The following is a 21,048-nucleotide window of genomic DNA, read 5'->3' as shown; positions in this document are numbered from 1 at the left end:
GCCCGGCAGGGGCGGAGCAGCCGGCCCCGTGGGCCGTACGTGACGCGTCCCTCAGCGGCCCTGGTAGTCGGCCGCCTTGGACCGCACGCTGCTCAGCTTCTTGTACAGCTTCCCCCCGGGGCAGGAGGTGTTGAACCCGTCCCGGTGACCGGAGATCACCTTCATCTTCACCTTCTTGCCTTTCGCGTACAGGTTGCCACCGCCGGACGTCAGGGATGTCTTCTTCTTCGGGTTCATGCCGTGGAGTCCGAGCTTCCAGGCGGTGAGCCGGGCGACGGCCTTCACCGCCTTGGAGGACGGCTTCTTGGAGCCGTAGGAGCCGATGACGGCGATGCCGGTGGTCCGGGAGTTGAACCCCATGGTGTGCGCGCCCTTCACCGGCTTGGCCACGCCGCCGGCCCGGCCCTCGTAGATGCGGCCGCACTTGTCGACGAGGAAGTTGTAGCCGATGTCCCGCCAGCCGAGGCTCCTGGTGTGGTAGCGGTAGAAGCCGCGGATCAGGGAGGGCGCCTGCGCGCAGGTGTAGTTGTTGCCGGAGGCGGTGTGGTGCACGAAGGCCGCCTTGACCGTGCTCGTGTACACGAAGCTCTTCTCGCGCAGGCTCTCGTCCGCTCCCCAGCCGCGCCGGGTGACGATGGCCGGGCGCGGCCCGATGTACGGCTTGGCCCGCTGCTGCTCGGTCAGCTCGGAACCGCGCAGCGTGACGAGTTCCTCCCGTGTCTCCTCGGCGGTGAGCGAGGGGATGCGGGTGGCGCCGAGCGGCACGAGGGCGGAGTTGGCGGCGGAGGCGGCCTTGGCCGCGGCGGTCATGACGCCCGTACGAGGTTCCTCCGCGCCTTCGGCGGGCTCGCCGCCCTCGGCGGACCCGGCGGACCCGGTGGACCCGGCGGGTTCGGCACCCTCCGCGGACTCCCCGCGCTCCGCGGACTCGCCACCCTCGGCAGGCTCACCGCCCTCCGCGGACTCGGCGGCCCCGGCGGACCCGGCGGGTTCGGCGGGTTCGGCGGGTTCGGCGCCCTCCGCGGACTCGCCGGGTTCCGCCTCCCCCGGGTCGACCAGGTCGAGCCGCATCCCGGCCGGCAGGGTGGTCACCTCCCCCGCGTCACCGGCGCCCTCCCCGCCTGACGCCCCTTCACCTGACCCCGCGTCGACAGGATCGACGTCCTCCGGCTCGCCGGCCTCCGGCAGCACCCGCACCTCGACCCCGTCCGATTCCCCCACCCACAGCGGCGCGGTGGCGCCCCGCACCTGCCCGGAGGCGGCCTCCGAGGAGTCCGGGTCCGCCCCGTGCTCGGTGTAGTGGGTCTCGACGTCCTGCCAGTCGGTCCACTCCCCGGTGCCGGCCGCACGCGTGCGGACCTGTACGCGGCCGTGCACGTCGGCGGACGGGTCGTCCCAGACGACGCCGAGGAGGGAGAAGGTCCGTACCGTGCGGGGCGTCAGGCCGAGGACGGCGCCGGAGGCACGGTCGTGGGTGAGGGGCCGCAGGGGCAGCGACTGGGTGCTGCCGGGAACGTCGGCGCCGGCGGACGAGGCGACCGCGCCGGACGGGACGACCGCGCCGGGCGGGCCGGACGCCGCAGCGGGCGGGGCGAGCGGGAGGGCGAGGGCCGCGGCGCAGGTGACGCCGACTGAGGAAGCAAGAATTCCACGCATGCCCCTGAGCTTGGACATAGTCAGACAAATCTGTCCATCGCTCATATGACGGTCTGTCGGCTGCCGTTCCCCCGAACCGGTGGCCCGCGCATGGCCCGCACGGAGGGTGCGCCCGGCGGGGGCCGCGTACGCTTGCGCGGGTGAACGCCACCGACCGCACCCCTGCCGACCTGCTGAGTTCCGCGCTCGCCGCGGACCCGGGACGCCCCCTGGTGACCTTCTACGACGACGCCACGGGCGAGCGGGTCGAATTGTCCGTCGCCACCTTCGCCAATTGGGTGGCCAAGACCGCCAACCTCCTCCAGGACGAACTGTCCGTCGAACCGGGCGACCGGGTGACCCTGCTGCTGCCCGCGCACTGGCAGACCGCGGTGTGGCTGCTGGCGTGCTCGTCGGTCGGCGTCGTGGCGGACGTCGGCGGCGACCCGTCCGCGGCGGACGTGGTGGTGAGCGGCCCGGAGCCGGAGCGGCTGGAGGCCGCCCGCGCCTGCTCGGGCCCGCGGGTCGCGCTGGCGCTGCGGCCGCTCGGCGGGCGCTTCCCGCAGCCTCCGGAGGGCTTCGCCGACTACGCCGTGGAGGTGCCGGGGCAGGGCGACCGGTTCGTGCCGTACGCGCCCGTCGACCCGGAGGAGCCGGCGCTGATCGTGGCGGGCCGGGAGTTCTCGGGCGAGGAGGTCGTCGAGCGGGCCGCCGCGGAGGCGCCGGACCTCGGGCTGACCGGCCCGGGCTCCCGGATCCTCTCCGGGCTTCCGTACGACACGTGGGAGGGGCTGAACGCCGGGCTGTACGCGCCGCTGGCGACCGGCGGCTCCGTGGTGCTGTGCCGTCACCTCGACCGGCTGGACGCCGAGGCCCTGGACAAGCGGGTGGAGAGCGAGCGGGTCACGGTCATCGCCCGCTGACCCGCCCCCGGCGGACACCGCCGGTCACGCCGCTCACCCGTTCGGCGCAGCACCACCCCCCACCCCTCCCTCCCCGGGGCCACAGTCGTAGAAAGCGGCACACCGAGCGGCACGCGCTCCACGAAGCGCACCCGCCCGGCACGCGCAGCAGCCCGCACCCGTACGCCGTCCCGGCCCGTACGCAGGGAGGGGTGGAACCGGCATGAGCGACACCGCAGGCATACCCCCCGAGGGACAGGGCGCGGCGGGGCGCCGCCCCGGTCCGGGCGCCGGCTCCTCGCCGAGTGGGCGCGGCTCGGTCCGCCGCCGTCGCCGGCGCTGGGTGTGGGGCGTGGGTCTCGGGGTGTCCCTCGCGCTGGTGGGCGCCGCGGCCGCCGGGTGGGCGGTGTACATGAAGCTGGAGGGGAACATCACCCCGGACGAGGCTGCGGCGGCCGAGCTCGCCCGGTTCGAGAAGGACCGGCCCACCGCGCTGGTGAAGGACGCCCTCAACATCCTGCTCATCGGGTCGGACTCGCGCGCGGGCGCGGAGAACGGCCGTTACGGGCACGACCCGGGCACCGAGCGCTCGGACACGGTGATCCTGCTGCATCTGTCGGCGGGCCGGCGCAGCGCCACAGCGGTGTCGGTGCCGCGCGACCTGATGGTGGACGTGCCCGACTGCCGGCGCAGGGACGGCTCGCGTTCCGCGCCGATGTTCACCCAGTTCAACGCGGCCTTCGAGGTGGGCGGCTCGGCCTGCACCATCCGTACCGTCGAGAAGCTGACGGACATCCGCGTGGACCACCACGTCGTCGTCGACTTCAAGGGGTTCAAGGACATGGTCGACGCGGTGGACGGCGTCGAGGTGTGCCTGCGCGAGCCGATCGACGACGAGGACGCCCACCTGCATCTGCCGGCGGGGCGCGTGACGCTCGACGGGGAGCAGGCCCTCGGGTACGTCCGCGCCCGGAAGACCCTCGGGGACGGCAGCGACACCGGTCGTATCGAACGCCAGCAGCTGTTCCTCGGCGCGCTGGTCAACAAGGTCCGCAGCAACGAGATCCTGCTGAATCCGGTGAAGCTGTATCCCGTTCTGGACGCGGCCACCTCGTCCCTCACCACCGACCCCGAACTCGCCAGCTTGCGCGGTTTGTACGAACTCGTACGGGGGCTTCGCGACATCCCTACAGAAGGCGTGCAATTCCTCACCGTGCCAAGGGAGTCCTACGCCGGGGACGTGAATCGGGATCAGCTCGCCCAGCCCGCCGCCGGGAAACTGTTCGAGCGGCTGCGCAAGGACGAACCCGTACGTGTGGATACGGACGGTGAGCGAAAGGCCACGGAAAAGGAAACGACGGCACCGGCGGACAGCGCCTCCCCGGCGCCCACGTTCTCCGGGAACACAGCCGCCGAGGACACCTGCGCGTAAAGGAAACTCAAAGGCAACTCCCAGGCTGCGAACTCCTGTCCATGGAAATGGGCGGATTGCCCCTTGTGAAGGCGTGGAATTGGTCACCGACGTCGCCGGAGGCCGATCCGGCCCGTTAGTGTGAGCCCTCCGGTGCGTCCGTTCCTTCAGGTCCGTCCTGAGATCCCGCACTGTGTGACCGAGACCCGAGCGCCTTGGGAGGGGAAAGGCGCCGCGTGGCCCCGACGGAGGATTCGAGCGACCGTGGACGCGCAAGGCCGTGGGCGGGGAGAGAACATCGATCCCGCAGACCAGTGGGTACTCAATCCGACCACCGGCGAATACGAACTGCGACTGAGCCCTTCCGCACCGCAGTCGCCCATTCCGGCCCCGCGCGGGCCGCGGAACACGGGTGCGGGAAATCCGCGCGCCCGGTCGGCGTCGCCCGACCAGGCGCCCGAGCGCCCGGGCCGCGCCTCGCCCGAGCCTGAGACGCCCGGGCGGGACGTGCCGCCGCAGCGCCGCCGCCGCGGTGTGCGGGAGGAGGAACCCCCGGCCGGCCGCCGTGGGCGCCGGCCGGCGAAGAAGAACGCGAAGGCCAAGAAGGTGCTGCTGTGGACCAGCGGCACGGTGGCCTTCCTGGTGCTCGCCACGGGTGTCGGCGGCTATCTGTACCTGGAGCACCTCAACGACAACATCACGTCCGTGTCGGACGACGGCGCGAGCACCGGTGGCTTCAAGAAGGACCAGGCCATCAACATCCTGCTGATCGGCACGGACAAGCGCACCGGCTCGGGCAACGAGGGCTACGGCGACAAGGGCAGCGAGGGTCACGCCGACACCACGATCCTGCTGCACGTCTCCAAGGACCGCTCCAACGCCACCGCGCTGAGCATCCCGCGTGACCTGATAGTCGACATCCCGGACTGCCCGACCGAGCAGGAGGACGGCAGCCAGAAGGTCATCCCGGGCGAGACCGGCGTCCGTTTCAACACCAGCCTCGGCCAGGGCGGCCGTACGCCCAGCTGCACCATGCGGACCGTGACCGAGCTGACCGGCATCCAGCCGGACAACTTCATGGTGGCGGACTTCAACGCGGTGAAGACGCTGACCTCCGCGGTCGGCGGCGTCCCCGTGTGCCTGGGCAAGGACATCAACGACCCGGACTCGCACCTGAACCTGCCCAAGGGCACGCACCGGATCGAGGGCGAGGAAGCCCTGGCGTTCGTGCGCACCCGTCACTCGGTGGGCCTGGGCGGCGACCTGAGCCGTATCCAGCTGCAGCAGCAGTTCCTCAGCTCGCTGATGCGTGAGCTGAAGTCGAACGACACGCTCACCAGCCCGTCCAAGATGATCAAACTGGCCGAGGCGGGGACGAAGGCGCTCACTGTCGACTCCCAGCTCAACAGCATCAACAAGCTCAAGGACCTGGGCCTGGAGCTGGGCAAGCTCAACGTCAAGAACCTGACGTTCGCGACGGTTCCGGTGGTGGACAACCCGGCGGAGAAGGTGAAGGCGACCGTCGTCCTCAACGACGCCGAGGCGCCGCAGGTCTTCGAGATGATCCGCAACGACGTGTCGTTCACCGAGGTCAAGCAGCAGCAGAAGAAGGAGAAGGCCGCCGTCGCCGCCCGTCTCAAGGGTGAGAAGGCCCCGGCGTCCGAGGTGCGGGTGCGCATCCTCAACGGCGGAGCGCCCTCCGGGAGCGCCCAGTCGACGCTGAGCTGGCTCCAGGTCGAAGAGGGCGTCACCAAGTCGGAGAACGCGGGCAACGCGCCCGCCGAGGTCGCGAAGACGACCCTCGAGTACGCCCCCGACCAGGCGGACGAGGCGCGCCGGCTGGCCGACATCTTGGGCCTGTCCGGAGCGGCGCTGAAGCCGGGCGAGAGCGTCACCAACTCCCAGGGTCTGCCGACGATGACGCTGACGCTCGGCAAGGACTTCAAGGGCGCGGGCGTCAAGATCAACGCGCCCTCGGCCAAGGTGCCCGACAGCGCCAACAAGTCCACGGCGGACAAGGTCGTCTGCGCCGAATAAGGCACCGGACGGGCCCGTCTCGCGTCTTCGGGGACGCAGACGGGCCCGTTCCATGTCCAGGGGTGGGGAGAAACACCGCACGATGACGCGAAGTGACGTGTACGAGGAGGCGGCGGCGCGGCAGGACGGCGCCCCGCGCGCCTCCGAGGGCGGCGACAGCGGCGGCGACGCCGGCGGGAGACCGCGCGCCGGACGGGCGCGGCGCGCCCTGCGCTGGTCGGCGACGGCCCTGGCCGTGCTGATACTCGGCACGGCGGGCGCCGGTTACCTGTACTACGACCACCTCAACGACAACCTGGTGAAGGGTGAGCGCAGCAGCGGCGACTCCAAGGCCGAGCGGTCCGCGCCGAACGCGGCCGGGCAGACGCCCCTCAACATCCTGCTGATCGGGTCCGACAGCCGCGCCTCCGACGCCAACGTCGCCCTCGGCGGCGGCAAGGCCAACCGCGGCAATCCTCCGCTCGGCGACGTGCAGATGCTGATCCACCTGGCCGCCGACCGGAAGAGCGCGGCCGTGGTGAGCATTCCGCGCGACACCCGCGTCGACATCCCCCGCTGCACGGACCCGGAGACCGGGACGACGTACCCGGCGACGAACGACATCATCAACACCTCGCTGGGGCGCGGCGGTCCGGGCTGCACGCTCGCCACCTGGGAGAACCTCACCGGCGTCTACGTCGACCACTGGATGACCATCGACTTCGCGGGCGTGGTGCGGATGGCGGACGCGGTCGGCGGGGTCGAGGTCTGCGTCCGGCAGAACGTGTGGGACCGGCCGCTGCCCGGCGTGCCGGGCGGCTCGGGCCTGAAGCTGCGGGCGGGGAAGACCAAGGTGCAGGGGGTGCAGGCGCTGCAGTGGCTGCGCACCCGGCACGCGTGGGGCAGCGACATCCTGCGCACCCGCGCGCAGCGGATGTACATGAACTCGATGATCCGCACCCTGCGCGGGCAGAACGTGTTCACCGACACCGGGCGGCTCACCGACCTCGCGGAGGCGGCCACCAAGTCGCTCCAGGTCTCCGAGGAGATCGGGTCGGTGAAGAAGCTGTACGACCTGGGGATGCAGCTGAAGACGGTGCCGCCGGACCGCATCACGATGACGACCCTCCCGACGGTCCCGGACCCGCAGAACGCCAACCACCTCCTCCCCGCCGGGGACGACGCGGAGAAGGTCTGGGCGCTGCTCCGCGACGACGTGCCGTTCGACGACAAGGGCGGCAAGGGCGCGAAGAACAAGACGGCCGGGAAGGCGTCCCGCGAGGAGCGCACCGCCGACCCGTCCGCGCCCGACGACGAGATCGGCGTGCTGGTGCGCAACGCCACCCGGTCCGCGACCGAGGGGCCGGTCTCCGGCCGGGCGAGCACGATCGCCGGAGAGCTGGCCGGGCAGGGCTTCACCCGTGCCGCGCCGGACACCTCCGCCGCCGGCGCCGAGGAGCGGACCGTCGTGCGCTACCCCACCGACGATCTGAAGGGGGACGCCCAGCGGGTCGCCAAGTCCCTGGGCATCCCGGTGAGTTCGGTGCGCCGGTCGGCCGACGTCTCCGGTGTCACCGTGGTGGTCGGCGCGGACTGGCGCGAGGGAGACACGTACAAGGAGCCGGAGCCGCCGCAGGCGGGCGACCTGCCGGAGGACGCCGACGCGCTCACCGCGGCCGAGAAGGGCGCCTGCATGGACGTGTACGCGCCCTATCGCTGGTAGCGCCCGCGGCGGGCGGGGTCCCCGCCGCCCCGTGGGGAAATCGAGGGAAAACCCGGGGCAACTGACGGGCCTGTCAAGCGTCTAACAGGACGCAGGGCGGGGCCTGCGTGCCGGAGCGAGGTGTTTCCAGGGGTGGGGAAGGACGGGGCAGTGACACAGAACGCCACGCGGGAGACGGCCCACCACGAGGAGCCCGCGCCGGCTCCCGACGACGCGCCGCCCGCCGACGACGCCCCGCCCGCCGACGGCTCGGTGCCGCGTCCGCGGCGCTTCCGCCGGATACTCAAGTGGTCCGCCGCGGTGCTCGCGCTGCTCATACTCGCGGCCGGCGCGGCGGGTTACCTGTACTACCGGAAGCTCAACGACAACATCCGCAAGGACCCGCTGAACCTGGGCGACAGCAAGGTCGCCGAGCCGACGCCCAACGCGGCGGGCCAGACCCCGCTGAACATCCTGCTGATCGGCAGCGACGCGCGGGACAGCGAGGAGAACCAGAAACTCGGCGGCGCCCGCGAGACGTTCGGCTCGACGCCGCTGGCGGACGTGCAGATGCTGGTGCACCTGTCCGCGGACCGCAGCAACATGTCCGTGATCAGCATGCCGCGCGACACCCTGCTGCACATCCCCAAGTGCACCGACCCGGACGACGGCACGGTGTACCCGGCGAGCGAGGGCCGCCGCATGACCAACGAGAGCCTCGGGCACGGCGGTCCGGGCTGCACGGTGGCCACCTGGCAGGAGCTGACCGGCATCCACATCGACCACTTCGTGATGGTGGACTTCGCTGGCGTGGTCGCCATGGCGGACGCGGTCGGCGGCGTCCCCGTCTGCGTCGACGCCAACATCCACTCGCGCGACAGCCAGGGCCACGGCTCGGGGCTGAAGCTGCCGAAGGGCACCCACCCGGTCAAGGGCGAGCAGGCCCTGCAGTGGCTGCGCACCCGGTACGGCTTCGAGGACGGCAGCGACCTCGCGCGCGCCAAGGCCCAGCACATGTACATGAATGCGCTGGCCCGGCAGCTGCGCGAGAACGCCACGCTGAGCAGCCCCAACAACCTGCGCAGGCTGGCCGAGGAGGCCACCCGGGCGCTCACCGTCGACCCCGGCCTCGACACGGTGAAGAAGCTGTACGACCTGAGCACCGAGCTGCGCAAGGTGAAGCCGGAGCGCATCACCATGACGACGATGCCCAACCGGTACGTCGGCGCCCGCGTGGAGCCCACCGAGGACGCCGAGAAGCTGTTCCGGCTGGTGCGCGAGGACATCGCCCTGGACGGCAGGGACGCCAAGCCGAAGCCGGCCGTGGAGAAGCCGCCCGCCGACCCGGCCGCGGACGACGCCGCGATCGCCGTGCAGGTCCGCAACGGCACCCGCACCGACACCCTCGCGCCCGCCTCCGGCCGGGCCACCGCGATCGCCGGGGAGCTCCAGGAGAAGGGCTTCACGAGCGCCGCCGCCGACACCGAGGGCGCGTACACCGAGGAGCGGACCGTGGTGCGCTACCCGAGCGCCGACCTGGAGGGCGACGCGCGCCGTGTCGCCGCGGTCCTCGGCATCCCGGCGGACGCGGTGGAGCGGTCCACGGACGTGTCCGGAGTGACGCTCGTCGTGGGCGCGGACTGGCGCGAGGGCACGCGGTACGAGGCGCCCGAGGAGGACGACACCACGCCCGAGTCGGCGCAGGCGCTCAACGGCGCGGACGACAAGGCCTGCATGCACGTGGACCCCGCCTTCACCTGGTGACGAGCGAAGGCCCCCTCCCGGTGCGGGGAGGGGGCCATTGGACATCGGGGGTGACGGGGCGTCAGACGGCCTTGGCGTCCTCCGCCGTGACGGCGGGCCGGCGGGAGGCGATGACCTTCTTCGCCAGGGAGCGCGGGCTGGTCAGGAAGCCCCACCCCCACGACATGTGCATGGTGGCCAGCGCCACCGGGATCTGCAGCCGCGCCTTCAGCGACAGGCCCTTGCCGGCGGGTATCGAGCCCGCGACGATCGCCGCGAGGTAGCCGCCGGGGACCACGAAGCCCCACGGGGTGAGCGCCGCGCCCACCACGATGCCGGCCGCGATCGCGCACACGGCGGTCGGCGGGGCGAGGTAGCGCAGGTTGATGGAGCCGGAGTGGTAGCGGGCCACCACGTGGCGCCAGCGGCCGTAGTCCTTGTACTGCTTGGCGAGCGCCCGCACGGACGGGCGGGGGCGGTACGACACCCGCAGTTCGGGCGAGAACCAGATCAGCCCGCCCGCCTCGCGGATGCGGAAGTTCAGCTCCCAGTCCTGGGCGCGGATGAACTCCACGTTGTAGCCGCCCTGCCGCTCCAGCGCCTCGCGCCGGAACACGCCCAGGTACACGGTGTCGGCGGGGCCGGCCTCGCCGCCGGTGTGGAAGGCGGCGTTGCCCACGCCGATCTTCGAGGTCATCGCGGCGGCGACGGCCCGCTCCCAGTCGTTCTCGCCCTCGGCGTGCATGATGCCGCCGACGTTCTGCGCGCCGGTCTCCTCCAGGAGGCGTACGGCGGTGGCGATGTAGTTCGGGGAGAGCATCCCGTGGCCGTCGACGCGGACCACGATCGGATGGCGCGAGGCCTTGATCGCCGCGTTGAGGGCGGCCGGGGTGCGGCCCGTCGGGTTGGGCACGGTGTGCACCCGCGGGTCCTCGGCGACGAGCTCGGCGGCGATCTCGTCCGTGCGGTCCGTGGACGGACCGAGGGCGATCACGACCTCCATCTCGCCGGCGTACTCCTGGGCGAGGATCGCGCGGACCGCGCCGCGCAGATGCCGCTCCTCGTTGAGGACGGGCATGATCACGGAAACGGCCGGGGGCCGCACGTCGGGATTGGCGTTCATAGGAGCCTCACGTTACCGCGAACGGGGGACACGTCCGCGCGTGCCGGGGTGCTGTGCGGAGGGCCGCAGATCGTATCGGCCTACGGTGCTCACGATTCCACGCTCGGCCGTCGTCCGGAGGTGCCCCCCTTGCCCACGCCGCCGCGCTCCCCCCGGCCCCGAAACCCCGACCGGCGCCCGGCGCGGCCGCCCCGCCCGGCCGCGCGCCCGCCCGCGCCCCCGCGCCGCCGGCCGCGGTGGGTCATGCGCACGGTCACCGCGCTGTCGGTCGTGGTGCTGGCCTCCGCGGGGATCGGGCACGCGGTGCTCAGCGGGCTCGACGACGACATCGCACGGGTCGACCCGTTCCGCGACATGAAGAACCGGCCCCGGGCCGGGCACGGCATGAACATCCTGCTGGTCGGCACGGACGGGCGGGACACCGTCGGCAAGGAGGAGCGGGAGCGGTACCGGCTCGGCGGGGCGCCCTGCCACTGCACCGACACGATCATGATCGTGCACATCTCCGAGGACCGGGACCGCGCGAGCGTCGTCAGCCTGCCCCGCGACTCGTACGCCCTGACGCCCCCGCACACCGACCGGGTCAGCGGGCAGCGGCACAAGGGACACCCGGTGAAGCTGAACGCGGCGTACGCGGAGGGCGGGCCGCAGCTCACCGTGCGGACGGTGGAGCGGATGACCCGGGTGAAGATCGACCACTACCTGGAGGTCGACTTCGCCAGTTTCATGAAGACCGTCGACGTGGTCGGGGGTGTGGAGATCTGCACCGACCAGCGGCTGAAGGACAGCCACACCGGGCTCGACCTGCCCCCGGGCCGCCACACCCTGAAGGGCGGCGAGGCCCTCCAGTACGTCCGTGCCCGGTACGTCGACGGGGGGTCCGACCTGAGCCGGATGCGGCGGCAGCAGCACTTCATGGCGGCGCTGGTGGAGCGGGCCACGTCGTCGGGGATCCTGCTGAACCCGATGCGGTTCCGGGACGTCACACGCGCGGTGCTCGGCTCGGTCCGCGCGGACGAGGGGTTCGGCACGGGCGAGCTGCTCGACCTGGGGCGGGCGATGCGGAACTTCTCGCCGTCGTCGTCGGAGTTCACCACCGTGCCCGTGGTGACGCCGGGGCACGTCGTGAAGGGCATCGGCTCCACGCTGAAGTGGGACCCGCAGAAGTCCGAGCTGATCTTCGACGCGCTGCGCCGCGACGAGCCGCTGTCCACGCGGTCCTCGGCCGGCGCCGCGCTGCGGGTGCCGGTCGACCCGAAGCAGATCCGGGTGCAGGTGGAGAACGGCACCCGCACACCGGGTCTGGGCCGGCGCGTGGACGCGGCCCTGGCGGCGACCGGCTTCGCCACCACCAAGGCCCCCGTCAACGCCGCCCGCCAGGACCACCGGCGCACGGTCGTCCTCTACGACCCCCGCTGGGACCGCTCCGCGAAGTCCCTCGCGACGGCCCTCCCCGGCAGCGAACTCCGTCCGGTGAAGGGGCAGGGCCCCACCCTGAAGGTCGTCGCGGGCACGGACTTCGAAAAGGTCCGCAAGGTCCGCCCGAAGGACCCGAGCCAGGGAGAGTTCGGGGTGGTACGCGGCGACGAGGTCAACTGCGGCTGACCCCGCCTGCGGCGGAAACCCTCCGGGTCCCTGCGCGCCCTGGGCGCCGGCATCCCCGTCGGGCCGCTCGCCCCGCAGGGCGGCCCGACGGCCTCGGCGCCACCGCGCCACTGGGCGGTGCCGACGGGCAGTCCGTGGCCCTGGCGGGGGGCGAGTGCCTTCCGCGAGCAGCCGTGCCGGAGCCGGTCGGGCGACGGGCGCGAGTCCGGCGCGGAGCGCCCGCCACAGTCCCGCCCCCGCAGACCCCGGGCTCTCGCCGGTGCTGTCGTACAGCCGCGCCGGGCGGCCGGGAGCGGATCACACGGGCCGCACCAGGACGACGCGGGCCCGTGTCATGCCTTTCCGGGAGCCCTCGGGGCGCAAGCAGTGTCCAGGCACGCCGCTGCGCGACAGCAGTCGCGGCCACCGGCCGTCGGCCGGACCCTCATGGGTCGGGACGCCGTCATGGTCCCTGCGCGCTCGGCGGGCGAGCCGTGTCGCGGGCGCCCGGGTCAGGGGGGCCGGACCCCCTGACCCGGGCTCGGGGGCATCCCGCCCCCGGGCGTCCCGAGGGCGGGACGGCGTCAGTCGTCGAAGCCCTCCGCCGCTCGCTTCTCCCGCAGCTCCAGGATCGCGCGGCGGCGGGAGAGGCGGTGGGTGCGGCGGATCTGGGCCTCCTGGTAGCGGCGGCGGTCGCGGTCCGACTCGGGGAGGACCGGCGGGACGCGGCGCGGCCTGCCGTCGGCGTCGACCGCGGCGAAGACGAGGTAGGCCGAGCCGACGTGCGTCGCCGGCGCGGACTCGTTCCAGCGTTCGGCCAGCACCCGCACCCCGACCTCCATCGAGGTCCGGCCCGTCCAGTTGACCTGGGCCTTGACGTGAACAAGGTCACCCACGCGAACCGGCTCGAAGAACGCCATCTCGTCCATGGAGGCCGTCACGGCCGGCCCTCCGGAGTGCCGGCCGGCGACGGCGCCCGCCGCGTCGTCGACCAGTTTCATGATCACCCCACCGTGCACGGTGCCCAGAAGATTGGTGTCGTTGTGGGTCATGATGTGGCTGAGGGTGGTGCGGGACGCCGAGACGGGCTTGCCCGGGATCTCCGGACTGTCCGTCTGCGCGGCAGGGGCCTGGTCTGTCATGGCCTCCACCTTATGCCGAGGTGACAAGCGGGTGTTTTGTGTCAGCTTCGCAACAGCGCCGCCCTGATTTTCCGACGACCCTTGTATCGCCGCCCCGGCGGACCTGCACACTGTCTGGCATGAATGATTGGCCCGAGGCATGGTCCGACGACAACCGCGGCGGCCGCTACGGACGCGGGAGCGCGAGCGCACAGCCCGAGAGCCCCCGTGTCATGCGGCAGGTCCGGCGGGGTCAGCCGGCCCCTCCCGGGCCGGGCGCCTACGGCGGTGTCCCGCAGCAGCCCCAGTACGTGGACGGCCGCGGCAGCGGCGGCTACGACAGCGGCTACAACACCGGCCAGGTGTACGGCGGGGGTGGCGGACACGGCGGCGGTGACGGCTACGCCCCGCAGCGCCCCGCGCCGGACTGGCGGCGCCGTATCAAGGTGACGGTGATCACCCTGGTGACCGTGCTCTTCGTCACCACCGTCGCCACGTACTTCTGGGCCGACTCCAAGCTCAACCGCGAGGTCGACCTGTCGAAGGTGATCGAGCGGCCCGAGAAGGGCGAGGGCACCAATTACCTCATCGTCGGCTCCGACAGCCGCGAGGGCCTGTCCGACGAGGACAAGAAGCGGCTGCGCACCGGCTCCTCCGACGGCAAGCGCACCGACTCGATGATGATCCTGCACACCGGCGGCAACGGCCCGACCCTGATATCGCTGCCCCGTGACTCCAACGTGGAGATCCCCACGTTCAAGGGCTCCGAGTCCGGGAAGACCTACCAGGGCACCGGCCGCCAGGTGAAGCTGAACGCCGCGTACGCCGAGGACGGCCCCGAGCTGCTGGTGCGCACGGTGGAGTTCAACACCGGCCTGCACATCGACCACTACGTGGAGATCGGCTTCGCCGGTTTCGCGAACATCGTGGACGCGGCCGGCGGCGTCGAGATCGACATCCCGCAGGACATCAAGGACACCAAGTCCGGCGCCGACTTCAGGAAGGGCAAGCAGACCCTGAACGGCGAGGAGGCGCTCGCCTTCGTCCGCACCCGTTACGCGCTGGCCGGCTCCGACCTGGACCGCACCAAGAACCAGCAGAAGTTCCTGTCCGCCCTGGCCAACCAGGTGGCCACCCCGAGCACGGTGCTCAACCCGTTCCGCCTCTACCCGACCATGGGCGCGGGCCTGGACTCCCTGATCGTCGACAAGGACATGGGGCTGTTCGACCTGGCCGACATGTTCTGGTCGATGAAGGGCGTCAGCGGCGGCGAGGGCACCTCGATGAACATGCCGCTCGCCGGCTCCACCGGCGGCAACCTGCTGTGGGACAAGGACAAGGTGAAGCAGCTGGTCAACCAGCTGAACAACGACGAGAAGGTGACCGTCACGGGCGACTGACACCGCCGGGCACCACGACGAGGGCACCCCCGCCGGGGTGCCCTCGCGCATGTCCGGCGCGTCCGTCACATCGGGGCGCCCGCCATCGCGCGGCACATCTCCGAGCAGCGGCGGCACGACTCGGCGCACCGCGTCATCAGCTCGTCCTCGGGCATCGACATGCACGCCTCCGCGCACAGGTCGCAGGCCTGCGCGCACATCATGCACATCTCGTTGTGCAGTGGGGACCGCCGCATCATCATGTCCGCGCACATGCGGGTCATCTCCGAACAGTCGAGGAGCGCGCGCATGATGCGTGTCTGGGCCTCGCCACCCCGCTGCAGACACGCGCTCATGGCCTCCTCGCACACGCCGTGACAGGCCATGCACGCCTGGATGCAGTCCTGCATCTCCTTGCTCAGCGGTTCCGTGGCCGGCTGCTGCTGGGTCATGGTTCCTCCCAGGGTCGTGCGAGAACCGGCGTTCGGTCCTCGCACCTCCCGTCCTACGCCCCTGTGTCCATGACCACCACAGGACGCTGCTTGGCCGGGCCGGGAGCGGCAACCAGGGTGGGTGGCGCCGGTGACCGCGGCGCCGAGGGGGCGTATCGCGGGACGGACAGGGAGAGGGCCATGACAGCACAGACGGAGCGGCAGCGGCTGCGCAGACGCCTGGAACGGCTCATCGGCATCGCGGCGACCGAGGGCAACGAACTCGTGCCGCTGCGCAACGGCGACGAGATCTTCCCGGCGATGCTGGAGGCGGTCCGTGCCGCGGAGCACACCGTCGACATGATGACGTTCGTCTACTGGCGGGGCGGCATCGCGCGCGAGTTCGCCGAGGCGTTCGCCGAGCGGGCCCGCGCGGGGGTCCGGGTGCGGCTGCTGCTGGACGGCTTCGGCGCGAAGGAGATAGAGCCGGAGCTGCTGGAGGCGATGGAGGAGGCCGGCGTCCATGTGGCGTGGTTCCGCAAGCCGACCCGGCTGTCGCCGATGCGGCAGAACCACCGCTGCCACCGCAAGGTGCTCCTCACCGACGAGCACACCGCCTTCACCGGCGGGGTGGGCATCGCGCAGGAGTGGTGCGGCGACGCCCGCAACCCCCAGGAGTGGCGCGACACCCACGTACGGGTCAGGGGCCCGGCCGTGGACGGCATCGCGGCGGCCTTCGCCCAGAACTGGGCCGAGTGCCACGACGAGCTGTACGACGCGTACGACCGCTTCACCCCGCAGGAGCAGCCCGGCACCGCCACGGTGCAGGTGGTGCGCGGCTCGGCCAGCTTCGGCTGGCAGGACATGCAGACCCTGCTGCGCGTGGTGATCACCTCGGCGCAGGAGCGGTTCCGGCTGTCCACGGCGTACTTCGCGCCGGACGAGTACTTCATCGACCTGCTGGCGGCCGCGGCCCGCCGGGGCGTGAAGGTGGAGATCCTGCTGCCCGGGCCGCACACCGACCAGCGGGCCTGTCTGCTGGCCGGGCGTCAGCACTACCAGACGCTGGTGGACGCGGGCGTGGAGGTGCGGGAGTACCAGCCGACGATGCTCCACACGAAGATCATCACGGTGGACGGGGTCTGCTCCCTGATCGGCTCGACCAACTTCAACCGCCGCTCGCTGGAGCACGACGAGGAGGTCATGCTGGCCGTCCTCGACGAGGGCTTCACCGCGCGGCTCGACGAGGACTTCGACGCCGACCGCAAGCAGAGCGAGGCCGTCGACCCGGCCCGCTGGCGGCGCCGTCCGCTGCGCGCGCGTCTGGCGGAGGCGGCGGTCACCCCGATCCGGCGTTTCCTGTGAGCCTGCGGCGATGAGTTCTCCCCTTCCGGGGAGTCCTCACACTGTCACCCAACGAGGAGGGACAGTGTCACAGCTGCTGAGAGTGCAGAACTTCAACGTCTCGAGCGACGGGGTCGGCGCGGGCGAGGACCAGACCCTGGAACGGCCCTTCGGCCACGTGGACCCCGGCACGCTCTTCGCCTGGGCAGGCGCGACCGCGAGCTGGCCCAACCGCACCGACCCCGGCGGGACCCGGGGCATCGACGACTACTTCACCCGCGACTTCGCGAACAACATCGGCGCCGAGATCATGGGCCGCAACAAGTTCGGGCCCCAGCGGGGGCCGTGGCAGGACCACGAGTGGCGGGGCTGGTGGGGGGACGAGCCGCCGTTCCGCACGCCGGTGTTCGTGATGACCCACCACCCGCGTCCGTCGTTCACGCTGTCCGACACCACGTTCCACTTCGTCGACGGCACCCCGGAGCGGGTGCTGGAGCTGGCGCGGGAGGCGGCGGACGGCAAGGACGTCCGGCTCGGCGGCGGGGTCACCACCGTGCGGCAGTTCCTCGACGCGGGTCTGGTGGACACCCTGCACGTGGCGGTGTCGCCGGTGAAGCTGGGCTCCGGGCTGCGTCTGTGGGACTCCCCGGAGGACCTGCTCGACCGGTACCACCTGGAGGCCGTGCCCAGCCCGAGCGGCGTGACGCACCACCTGTTCTGGCGCCGGTGAGCGCGACGCGGGGGCCGGTGGCGGGGCCGGACGACGCGGAAGGGCGCCCGGGGGATCCCGGGCGCCCTTCCGTCAGGTCTGGCCGTGCTCACGGCAGGTTGCGCGCCATCACGATGCGCTGGACCTGGTTGGTGCCCTCGTAGATCTGCGTGATCTTGGCGTCGCGCATCATGCGCTCGACCGGGTAGTCGCGGGTGTAGCCGTAGCCGCCGAGGAGCTGGACGGCGTCCGTGGTGACCTCCATGGCCACGTCGGAGGCGAAGCACTTGGCGGCGGCGCCCTGGAAGGTCAGGTCGCTGTCGCCCCGCTCGGACTTCGCCGCCGCCGCGTACGTCAGCTGGCGGGCGGCCTCGATCTTCATGGCCATGTCGGCGAGCATGAACTGCACGCCCTGGAAGTCGGCGATCGGCTTGCCGAACTGCTTGCGCTCCTTGACATAGCCCTTGGCGTAGTCGAGGGCGCCCTGGGCGATGCCGAGGGCCTGCGCGGCGATGGTGATGCGGGTGTGGTCCAGGGTCTTCATCGCCGTGGCGAAGCCGGTGCCCTCCTCGCCGATCATGCGGTCGGCGGGGATCCGGACGTTGTCCAGGTAGACCTCGCGGGTGGGCGAGCCCTTGATGCCGAGCTTCTTCTCCGGTGCGCCGAAGGAGACGCCCGGGTCGGACTTCTCCACGACGAAGGCGGAGATGCCCTTGGAGCGCTTCTCCGGGTCGGTGACGGCCATCACCGTGTAGAACTCGGACTCGCCGGCGTTGGTGATCCAGCGCTTCACGCCGTTGAGCACCCAGAAGTCGCCGTCGCGGACGGCGCGGGTCTTCATGCCGGCGGCGTCGGAACCGGCGTCCGGCTCGGACAGGCAGTACGAGAACATCGCCTCGCCCTTGGCCAGCGGGGCCATGTACTTCTTCTTCAGCGCCTCGGAGCCGGAGAGGATGACCGGCAGCGAGCCCAGCTTGTTCACGGCGGGGATGAGGGAGGAGGACGCGCAGACGCGGGCCACCTCCTCGATCACGATGACCGTGGCGAGCGCGTCCGCGCCGGCACCGCCGTACTCCTCGGGGACGTGGACGGCGTGCAGGTCGTTGGCGACGAGCGCGTCGAGGGCCTCCTGCGGGAAGCGGGCCTCCTCGTCCACCGCGGCGGCGTGCGGCGCGATCTTCGCCTCGGCCAGCGAGCGGACGGCGTCCCGGAGCATGTCGTGCTCCTCGGACGGGCGGTACAGGTCGAAGTCAGCCGATCCGGCCAAGGTCTCTCACGCTCCAAAACGCTGCGATGCTGGTCACGCTAACTACCGTTAAGTAACTCAAATGTTAGGCCTTCTCCCATGCTCGTGGATAGGTGAGCTGGGCGACAGCGGGGGAACAACCGGACGAGGGGCGCAGGGCCGCCCCGGATATGCTCGGGCGCGCACGTGCCTGCCGCAGACGTCTGGAGCACCCCCCATGGCCCTCAGGATCACCGTGATCGGCACCGGTTATCTCGGCGCGACCCACGCCGCGGCCATGGCCGAGCTGGGCTTCGAGGTGATGGGCCTGGACGTGGTGCCCGAGAAGATCGACAAGCTGCGCCGCGGCGAGGTCCCGATGTACGAGCCGGGACTCGAGGAGCTGCTGCGCCGGCACGTGGCCGGGATCGAGGGTTCAACCGGCCGGCTGCGGTTCACCATGGACTGGGCGGAGCTGGGCGAGTTCGGCGACGTCCACTTCGTCTGTGTGAACACCCCGCAGCGGCACGGCGAGTACGCCTGCGACATGTCGTACGTCGACTCGGCGATCGCCTCGCTCGCCCCGCATCTCAAGGGCCCCGCGCTGGTCGTGGGCAAGTCGACGGTGCCCGTCGGGTCGGCGGACCGGCTGGCCGCCTACCTCGCCGAGCACGCGCCGGCCGGGGCGGACGCGGAGCTGGCCTGGAACCCGGAGTTCCTGCGTGAGGGCTTCGCGGTGCAGGACACCCTGCACCCGGACCGGATCGTGGTGGGCGTGCGCAGCGAACGGTCGGAGAAGCTGCTGCGCGAGGTGTACGCCACGCCGATCGAGGAGGGGTCGCCGTTCGTGGTGACGGACTTCCCGACGGCGGAGCTGGTGAAGACGTCCGCGAACTCCTTCCTCGCCACGAAGATCTCTTTCATCAACGCGATGGCGGAGCTGTGCGAGGCCACCGGCGGCGACGTCGCGAAGCTGGCGGAGGCGATCGGGTACGACGACCGGATCGGCCGGAAGTTCCTGCGCGCCGGGATCGGCTTCGGCGGCGGCTGTCTGCCGAAGGACATCCGGGCGTTCATGGCGCGCGCCGGTGAGCTGGGCGCGGACCAGGCGCTGACGTTCCTGCGCGAGATCGACTCGATCAACATGCGCCAGCGCGGGCGGATGGTGGAGCTGACCCGGCAGGAGCTGGGCGGCGGGCCGTTCCTCGGCAAGCGGGTGGCGGTGCTGGGCGCGACCTTCAAGCCCGACTCGGACGACGTCCGTGACTCGCCCGCGCTGAACGTGGCCGGGCAGATCCACCTCCAGGGCGGCCAGGTCACGGTCTACGACCCGAAGGGCATGGACAACGCCCGCCGCATCTTCCCGACGCTCGGGTACGCCGGCTCGGCGCTGGAGGCGGTGCGCGGCGCGCATGTCGTGCTGCACCTGACGGAGTGGCGGGAGTTCCGCGAGCTGGACCCGGCGGAGCTGGGCGAGGTGGCGGCCGAGCGGGTCGTCCTGGACGGGCGCAACGCGCTCGACGCGGAGGCCTGGCGGCGGGCCGGCTGGCGCTTCCGGGCGATGGGACGCCCCGGGGCCTGAGACGCGGCTCCCGCGCGGGGAAAGGGTGACGCCGGTTCGGCCGAGGCTCAGTCGGCCGAACCGGCGTCGTGTTGCATTCTGCCCCAACGGGCGCGAACGTGCCGGGACTACCCCTGCTTCGCCCGGTACCGGCGCATCTTCTCGCGGGCCCCGCACACCCGCATCGAGCACCAGCGGCCGCGTCCGGCCGGGCTGCGGTCGTAGTACGCCCAGTGGCAGGCCGGGGACTCGCACGCCTTGAGGCGCTGCCAGGTGCCGGCGGTGACGGCCTCGGCGACTGCGGCGGCGACGCGGGAGAGCAGCGGGCCGTCGTCGACCGGTGCGAGGGCGGCGGAGCCGTCGGCGGGGTCGACCGTGACCACCAGGGGCGCGCGGGCGAGCAGCTCGCCGAGCGGCACGACCGGGCGGTGGGCGGGGTGGCCCGCGTGCGCGAGCAGGGTGGCGCGGAGCGACTCGCGCAGCGCGCGGGCGTCGTCGACGGTGTCCTCGGTGAGTCCGAAGGGCGCGCGGCCCTCGGGGGTGTCCAGCGCGTCGGCGCCGGTGGCGAGGTCCACGGTGTTGACCAGGTCGTGGACCAGGGCCAGCCGCCCCGGCGGGGCCGCTCTCTCACTCATGACGCGACGGTACCTTTCCCCCATCTCCTTGCGACGTTACCCGCTATGCGGGAGCATGCGGTAACGGTTACCTGAAGACCGCTTCAAGCGGTAACACGAGGAGGCAGTCATGTCCGTGGCCAAGGTGGGCGCCGTCGTCCTGGACTGTCGGGACCCGCAGGCACTGGCCGGTTTCTACGCCGGTGTCGTGGGCGGCACGCCGGAGGGCGAGGGCGACTGGGTGGACCTCGCGGTCCCCGGCGGTCCGACGCTGGCCTTCCAGGCGGCCCCGGGGTTCGTCCCGCCGGAGTGGCCCGCGGCCGACCGCTCCCAGCAGTTCCACCTCGACCTGACCGTCGAGGACCTGGACGCGGCCGAGAAGGAGGTTCTGGCGCTGGGCGCGAAGGCGCTGGACGCGGAGGACCGCTCGCGCTCCTTCCGGGTTTACGCGGACCCGGCCGGGCACCCGTTCTGCCTGTGCGCCTGCTGACACCTGCCGACACCTGCCGACACCTGCTGAGAGCCTGCCGAGACATGCGAGACATGGA

Annotated in this window: 17 protein-coding genes; 11 read left to right on the top strand and 6 right to left on the bottom strand. The window is 71.9% G+C overall.

The window, feature by feature from the left end:
* Positions 1–51 precede the first annotated feature (51 nt).
* Entirely contained in the window at positions 52–1,656 is a 1,605-nt protein-coding gene (locus tag ACQY0Z_RS10375) for a peptidoglycan recognition protein family protein (protein ID WP_347225174.1), read from the bottom strand.
* Between the two features lie 140 nt (positions 1,657–1,796).
* Here ACQY0Z_RS10375 and ACQY0Z_RS10370 point away from each other — a divergent pair, with 140 nt between their 5' ends.
* The 5 genes from ACQY0Z_RS10370 (at position 1,797) to ACQY0Z_RS10350 (ending at position 9,430) form a co-directional block, all read left to right on the top strand.
* Positions 1,797–2,558 (top strand): TIGR03089 family protein, encoded by a 762-nt coding sequence (locus ACQY0Z_RS10370; protein ID WP_439812144.1) that lies wholly within the window; start codon positions 1,797–1,799, stop codon positions 2,556–2,558.
* A gap of 202 nt (positions 2,559–2,760) precedes the next feature.
* Positions 2,761–3,969, top strand: a complete 1,209-nt coding sequence (locus tag ACQY0Z_RS10365) for an LCP family protein (protein ID WP_189895839.1) — start codon at positions 2,761–2,763, stop codon at positions 3,967–3,969.
* A gap of 243 nt (positions 3,970–4,212) precedes the next feature.
* Complete coding sequence (locus ACQY0Z_RS10360; protein ID WP_439812143.1) at positions 4,213–5,985, top strand: LCP family protein; 1,773 nt, start codon at positions 4,213–4,215, stop codon at positions 5,983–5,985.
* Positions 5,986–6,067: 82 nt separating this feature from the next.
* Positions 6,068–7,687, top strand: a complete 1,620-nt coding sequence (locus tag ACQY0Z_RS10355; protein WP_439812142.1) for an LCP family protein — start codon at positions 6,068–6,070, stop codon at positions 7,685–7,687.
* Between the two features lie 150 nt (positions 7,688–7,837).
* The gene (locus tag ACQY0Z_RS10350) at positions 7,838–9,430 is read left to right on the top strand and encodes an LCP family protein (RefSeq protein WP_439812141.1); all 1,593 of its coding nucleotides are present in this window, start codon (positions 7,838–7,840) and stop codon (positions 9,428–9,430) included.
* Between the two features lie 61 nt (positions 9,431–9,491).
* Here ACQY0Z_RS10350 and ACQY0Z_RS10345 read toward each other — a convergent pair whose 3' ends face one another.
* Positions 9,492–10,532: a glycosyltransferase family 2 protein gene (locus tag ACQY0Z_RS10345; RefSeq protein ID WP_189895845.1), complete on the bottom strand. Its 1,041-nt coding sequence runs from the start codon at positions 10,530–10,532 to the stop codon at positions 9,492–9,494.
* A 129-nt stretch (positions 10,533–10,661) separates the two neighbouring features.
* Here ACQY0Z_RS10345 and ACQY0Z_RS10340 point away from each other — a divergent pair, with 129 nt between their 5' ends.
* Positions 10,662–12,137: an LCP family protein gene (locus ACQY0Z_RS10340; protein WP_439812140.1), complete on the top strand. Its 1,476-nt coding sequence runs from the start codon at positions 10,662–10,664 to the stop codon at positions 12,135–12,137.
* A 563-nt stretch (positions 12,138–12,700) separates the two neighbouring features.
* Here ACQY0Z_RS10340 and ACQY0Z_RS10335 read toward each other — a convergent pair.
* The gene (locus ACQY0Z_RS10335) at positions 12,701–13,258 is read right to left on the bottom strand and encodes an acyl-CoA thioesterase (protein WP_189895848.1); all 558 of its coding nucleotides are present in this window, start codon (positions 13,256–13,258) and stop codon (positions 12,701–12,703) included.
* Positions 13,259–13,377: 119 nt separating this feature from the next.
* Here ACQY0Z_RS10335 and ACQY0Z_RS10330 point away from each other — a divergent pair, with 119 nt between their 5' ends.
* On the top strand, positions 13,378–14,637 hold the full coding sequence (locus ACQY0Z_RS10330) for an LCP family protein (RefSeq protein ID WP_189895850.1): 1,260 nt from the start codon (positions 13,378–13,380) through the stop codon (positions 14,635–14,637).
* Between the two features lie 65 nt (positions 14,638–14,702).
* Here ACQY0Z_RS10330 and ACQY0Z_RS10325 read toward each other — a convergent pair whose 3' ends face one another.
* Positions 14,703–15,068, bottom strand: a complete 366-nt coding sequence (locus ACQY0Z_RS10325; protein ID WP_189895852.1) for a four-helix bundle copper-binding protein — start codon at positions 15,066–15,068, stop codon at positions 14,703–14,705.
* Between the two features lie 180 nt (positions 15,069–15,248).
* On the opposite strand from ACQY0Z_RS10325, the gene ACQY0Z_RS10320 reads away from it, so the two are divergent.
* Together ACQY0Z_RS10320 and ACQY0Z_RS10315 are read left to right on the top strand one after the other, a co-directional pair.
* A complete protein-coding gene (locus ACQY0Z_RS10320) occupies positions 15,249–16,412 on the top strand; it encodes a phospholipase D-like domain-containing protein (protein WP_189895854.1) in 1,164 nt (387 codons plus the stop codon).
* A 64-nt stretch (positions 16,413–16,476) separates the two neighbouring features.
* Positions 16,477–17,121 (top strand): dihydrofolate reductase family protein, encoded by a 645-nt coding sequence (locus tag ACQY0Z_RS10315; RefSeq protein ID WP_189895856.1) that lies wholly within the window; start codon positions 16,477–16,479, stop codon positions 17,119–17,121.
* 88 nt (positions 17,122–17,209) lie between these two features.
* Here ACQY0Z_RS10315 and ACQY0Z_RS10310 read toward each other — a convergent pair whose 3' ends face one another.
* Positions 17,210–18,367, bottom strand: coding sequence for an acyl-CoA dehydrogenase (locus ACQY0Z_RS10310; RefSeq protein WP_275980482.1), 1,158 nt, complete (start codon positions 18,365–18,367; stop codon positions 17,210–17,212).
* Positions 18,368–18,563: 196 nt separating this feature from the next.
* On the opposite strand from ACQY0Z_RS10310, the gene ACQY0Z_RS10305 reads away from it, so the two are divergent.
* Positions 18,564–19,907, top strand: coding sequence for a UDP-glucose dehydrogenase family protein (locus ACQY0Z_RS10305; protein ID WP_189895858.1), 1,344 nt, complete (start codon positions 18,564–18,566; stop codon positions 19,905–19,907).
* 107 nt (positions 19,908–20,014) lie between these two features.
* On the opposite strand, the gene ACQY0Z_RS10300 is transcribed toward ACQY0Z_RS10305, so the two are convergent.
* Positions 20,015–20,521: a CGNR zinc finger domain-containing protein gene (locus tag ACQY0Z_RS10300; protein ID WP_189895859.1), complete on the bottom strand. Its 507-nt coding sequence runs from the start codon at positions 20,519–20,521 to the stop codon at positions 20,015–20,017.
* Positions 20,522–20,630: 109 nt separating this feature from the next.
* Between ACQY0Z_RS10300 and ACQY0Z_RS10295 the strand changes: the two genes are divergently transcribed.
* On the top strand, positions 20,631–20,990 hold the full coding sequence (locus ACQY0Z_RS10295; RefSeq protein ID WP_439812139.1) for a VOC family protein: 360 nt from the start codon (positions 20,631–20,633) through the stop codon (positions 20,988–20,990).
* Positions 20,991–21,048 lie beyond the last annotated feature (58 nt).

The organism is Streptomyces sp. P9-2 (assembly GCF_051903975.1).
In the GTDB taxonomy this organism is placed as follows: domain Bacteria; phylum Actinomycetota; class Actinomycetes; order Streptomycetales; family Streptomycetaceae; genus Streptomyces; species Streptomyces cellulosae.
This window is presented reverse-complemented; position numbering and strand designations above follow the sequence as displayed.

Excerpts from the sequence above, each read along its gene's own strand:
- ACQY0Z_RS10375 (WP_347225174.1), bottom strand. The coding sequence starts at position 1,656 with ATGCGTGGAATTCTTGCTTCCTCAGTCGGCGTCACCTGCGCCGCGGCC.
- ACQY0Z_RS10365 (WP_189895839.1), top strand. The coding sequence starts at position 2,761 with ATGAGCGACACCGCAGGCATACCCCCCGAGGGACAGGGCGCGGCGGGG.
- ACQY0Z_RS10355 (WP_439812142.1), top strand. The coding sequence starts at position 6,068 with ATGACGCGAAGTGACGTGTACGAGGAGGCGGCGGCGCGGCAGGACGGC.
- ACQY0Z_RS10345 (WP_189895845.1), bottom strand. The coding sequence starts at position 10,532 with ATGAACGCCAATCCCGACGTGCGGCCCCCGGCCGTTTCCGTGATCATG.
- ACQY0Z_RS10335 (WP_189895848.1), bottom strand. The coding sequence starts at position 13,258 with ATGACAGACCAGGCCCCTGCCGCGCAGACGGACAGTCCGGAGATCCCG.
- ACQY0Z_RS10330 (WP_189895850.1), top strand. The coding sequence starts at position 13,378 with ATGAATGATTGGCCCGAGGCATGGTCCGACGACAACCGCGGCGGCCGC.
- ACQY0Z_RS10325 (WP_189895852.1), bottom strand. The coding sequence starts at position 15,068 with ATGACCCAGCAGCAGCCGGCCACGGAACCGCTGAGCAAGGAGATGCAG.
- ACQY0Z_RS10320 (WP_189895854.1), top strand. The coding sequence starts at position 15,249 with ATGACAGCACAGACGGAGCGGCAGCGGCTGCGCAGACGCCTGGAACGG.
- ACQY0Z_RS10305 (WP_189895858.1), top strand. The coding sequence starts at position 18,564 with ATGGCCCTCAGGATCACCGTGATCGGCACCGGTTATCTCGGCGCGACC.
- ACQY0Z_RS10300 (WP_189895859.1), bottom strand. The coding sequence starts at position 20,521 with ATGAGTGAGAGAGCGGCCCCGCCGGGGCGGCTGGCCCTGGTCCACGAC.
- ACQY0Z_RS10295 (WP_439812139.1), top strand. The coding sequence starts at position 20,631 with ATGTCCGTGGCCAAGGTGGGCGCCGTCGTCCTGGACTGTCGGGACCCG.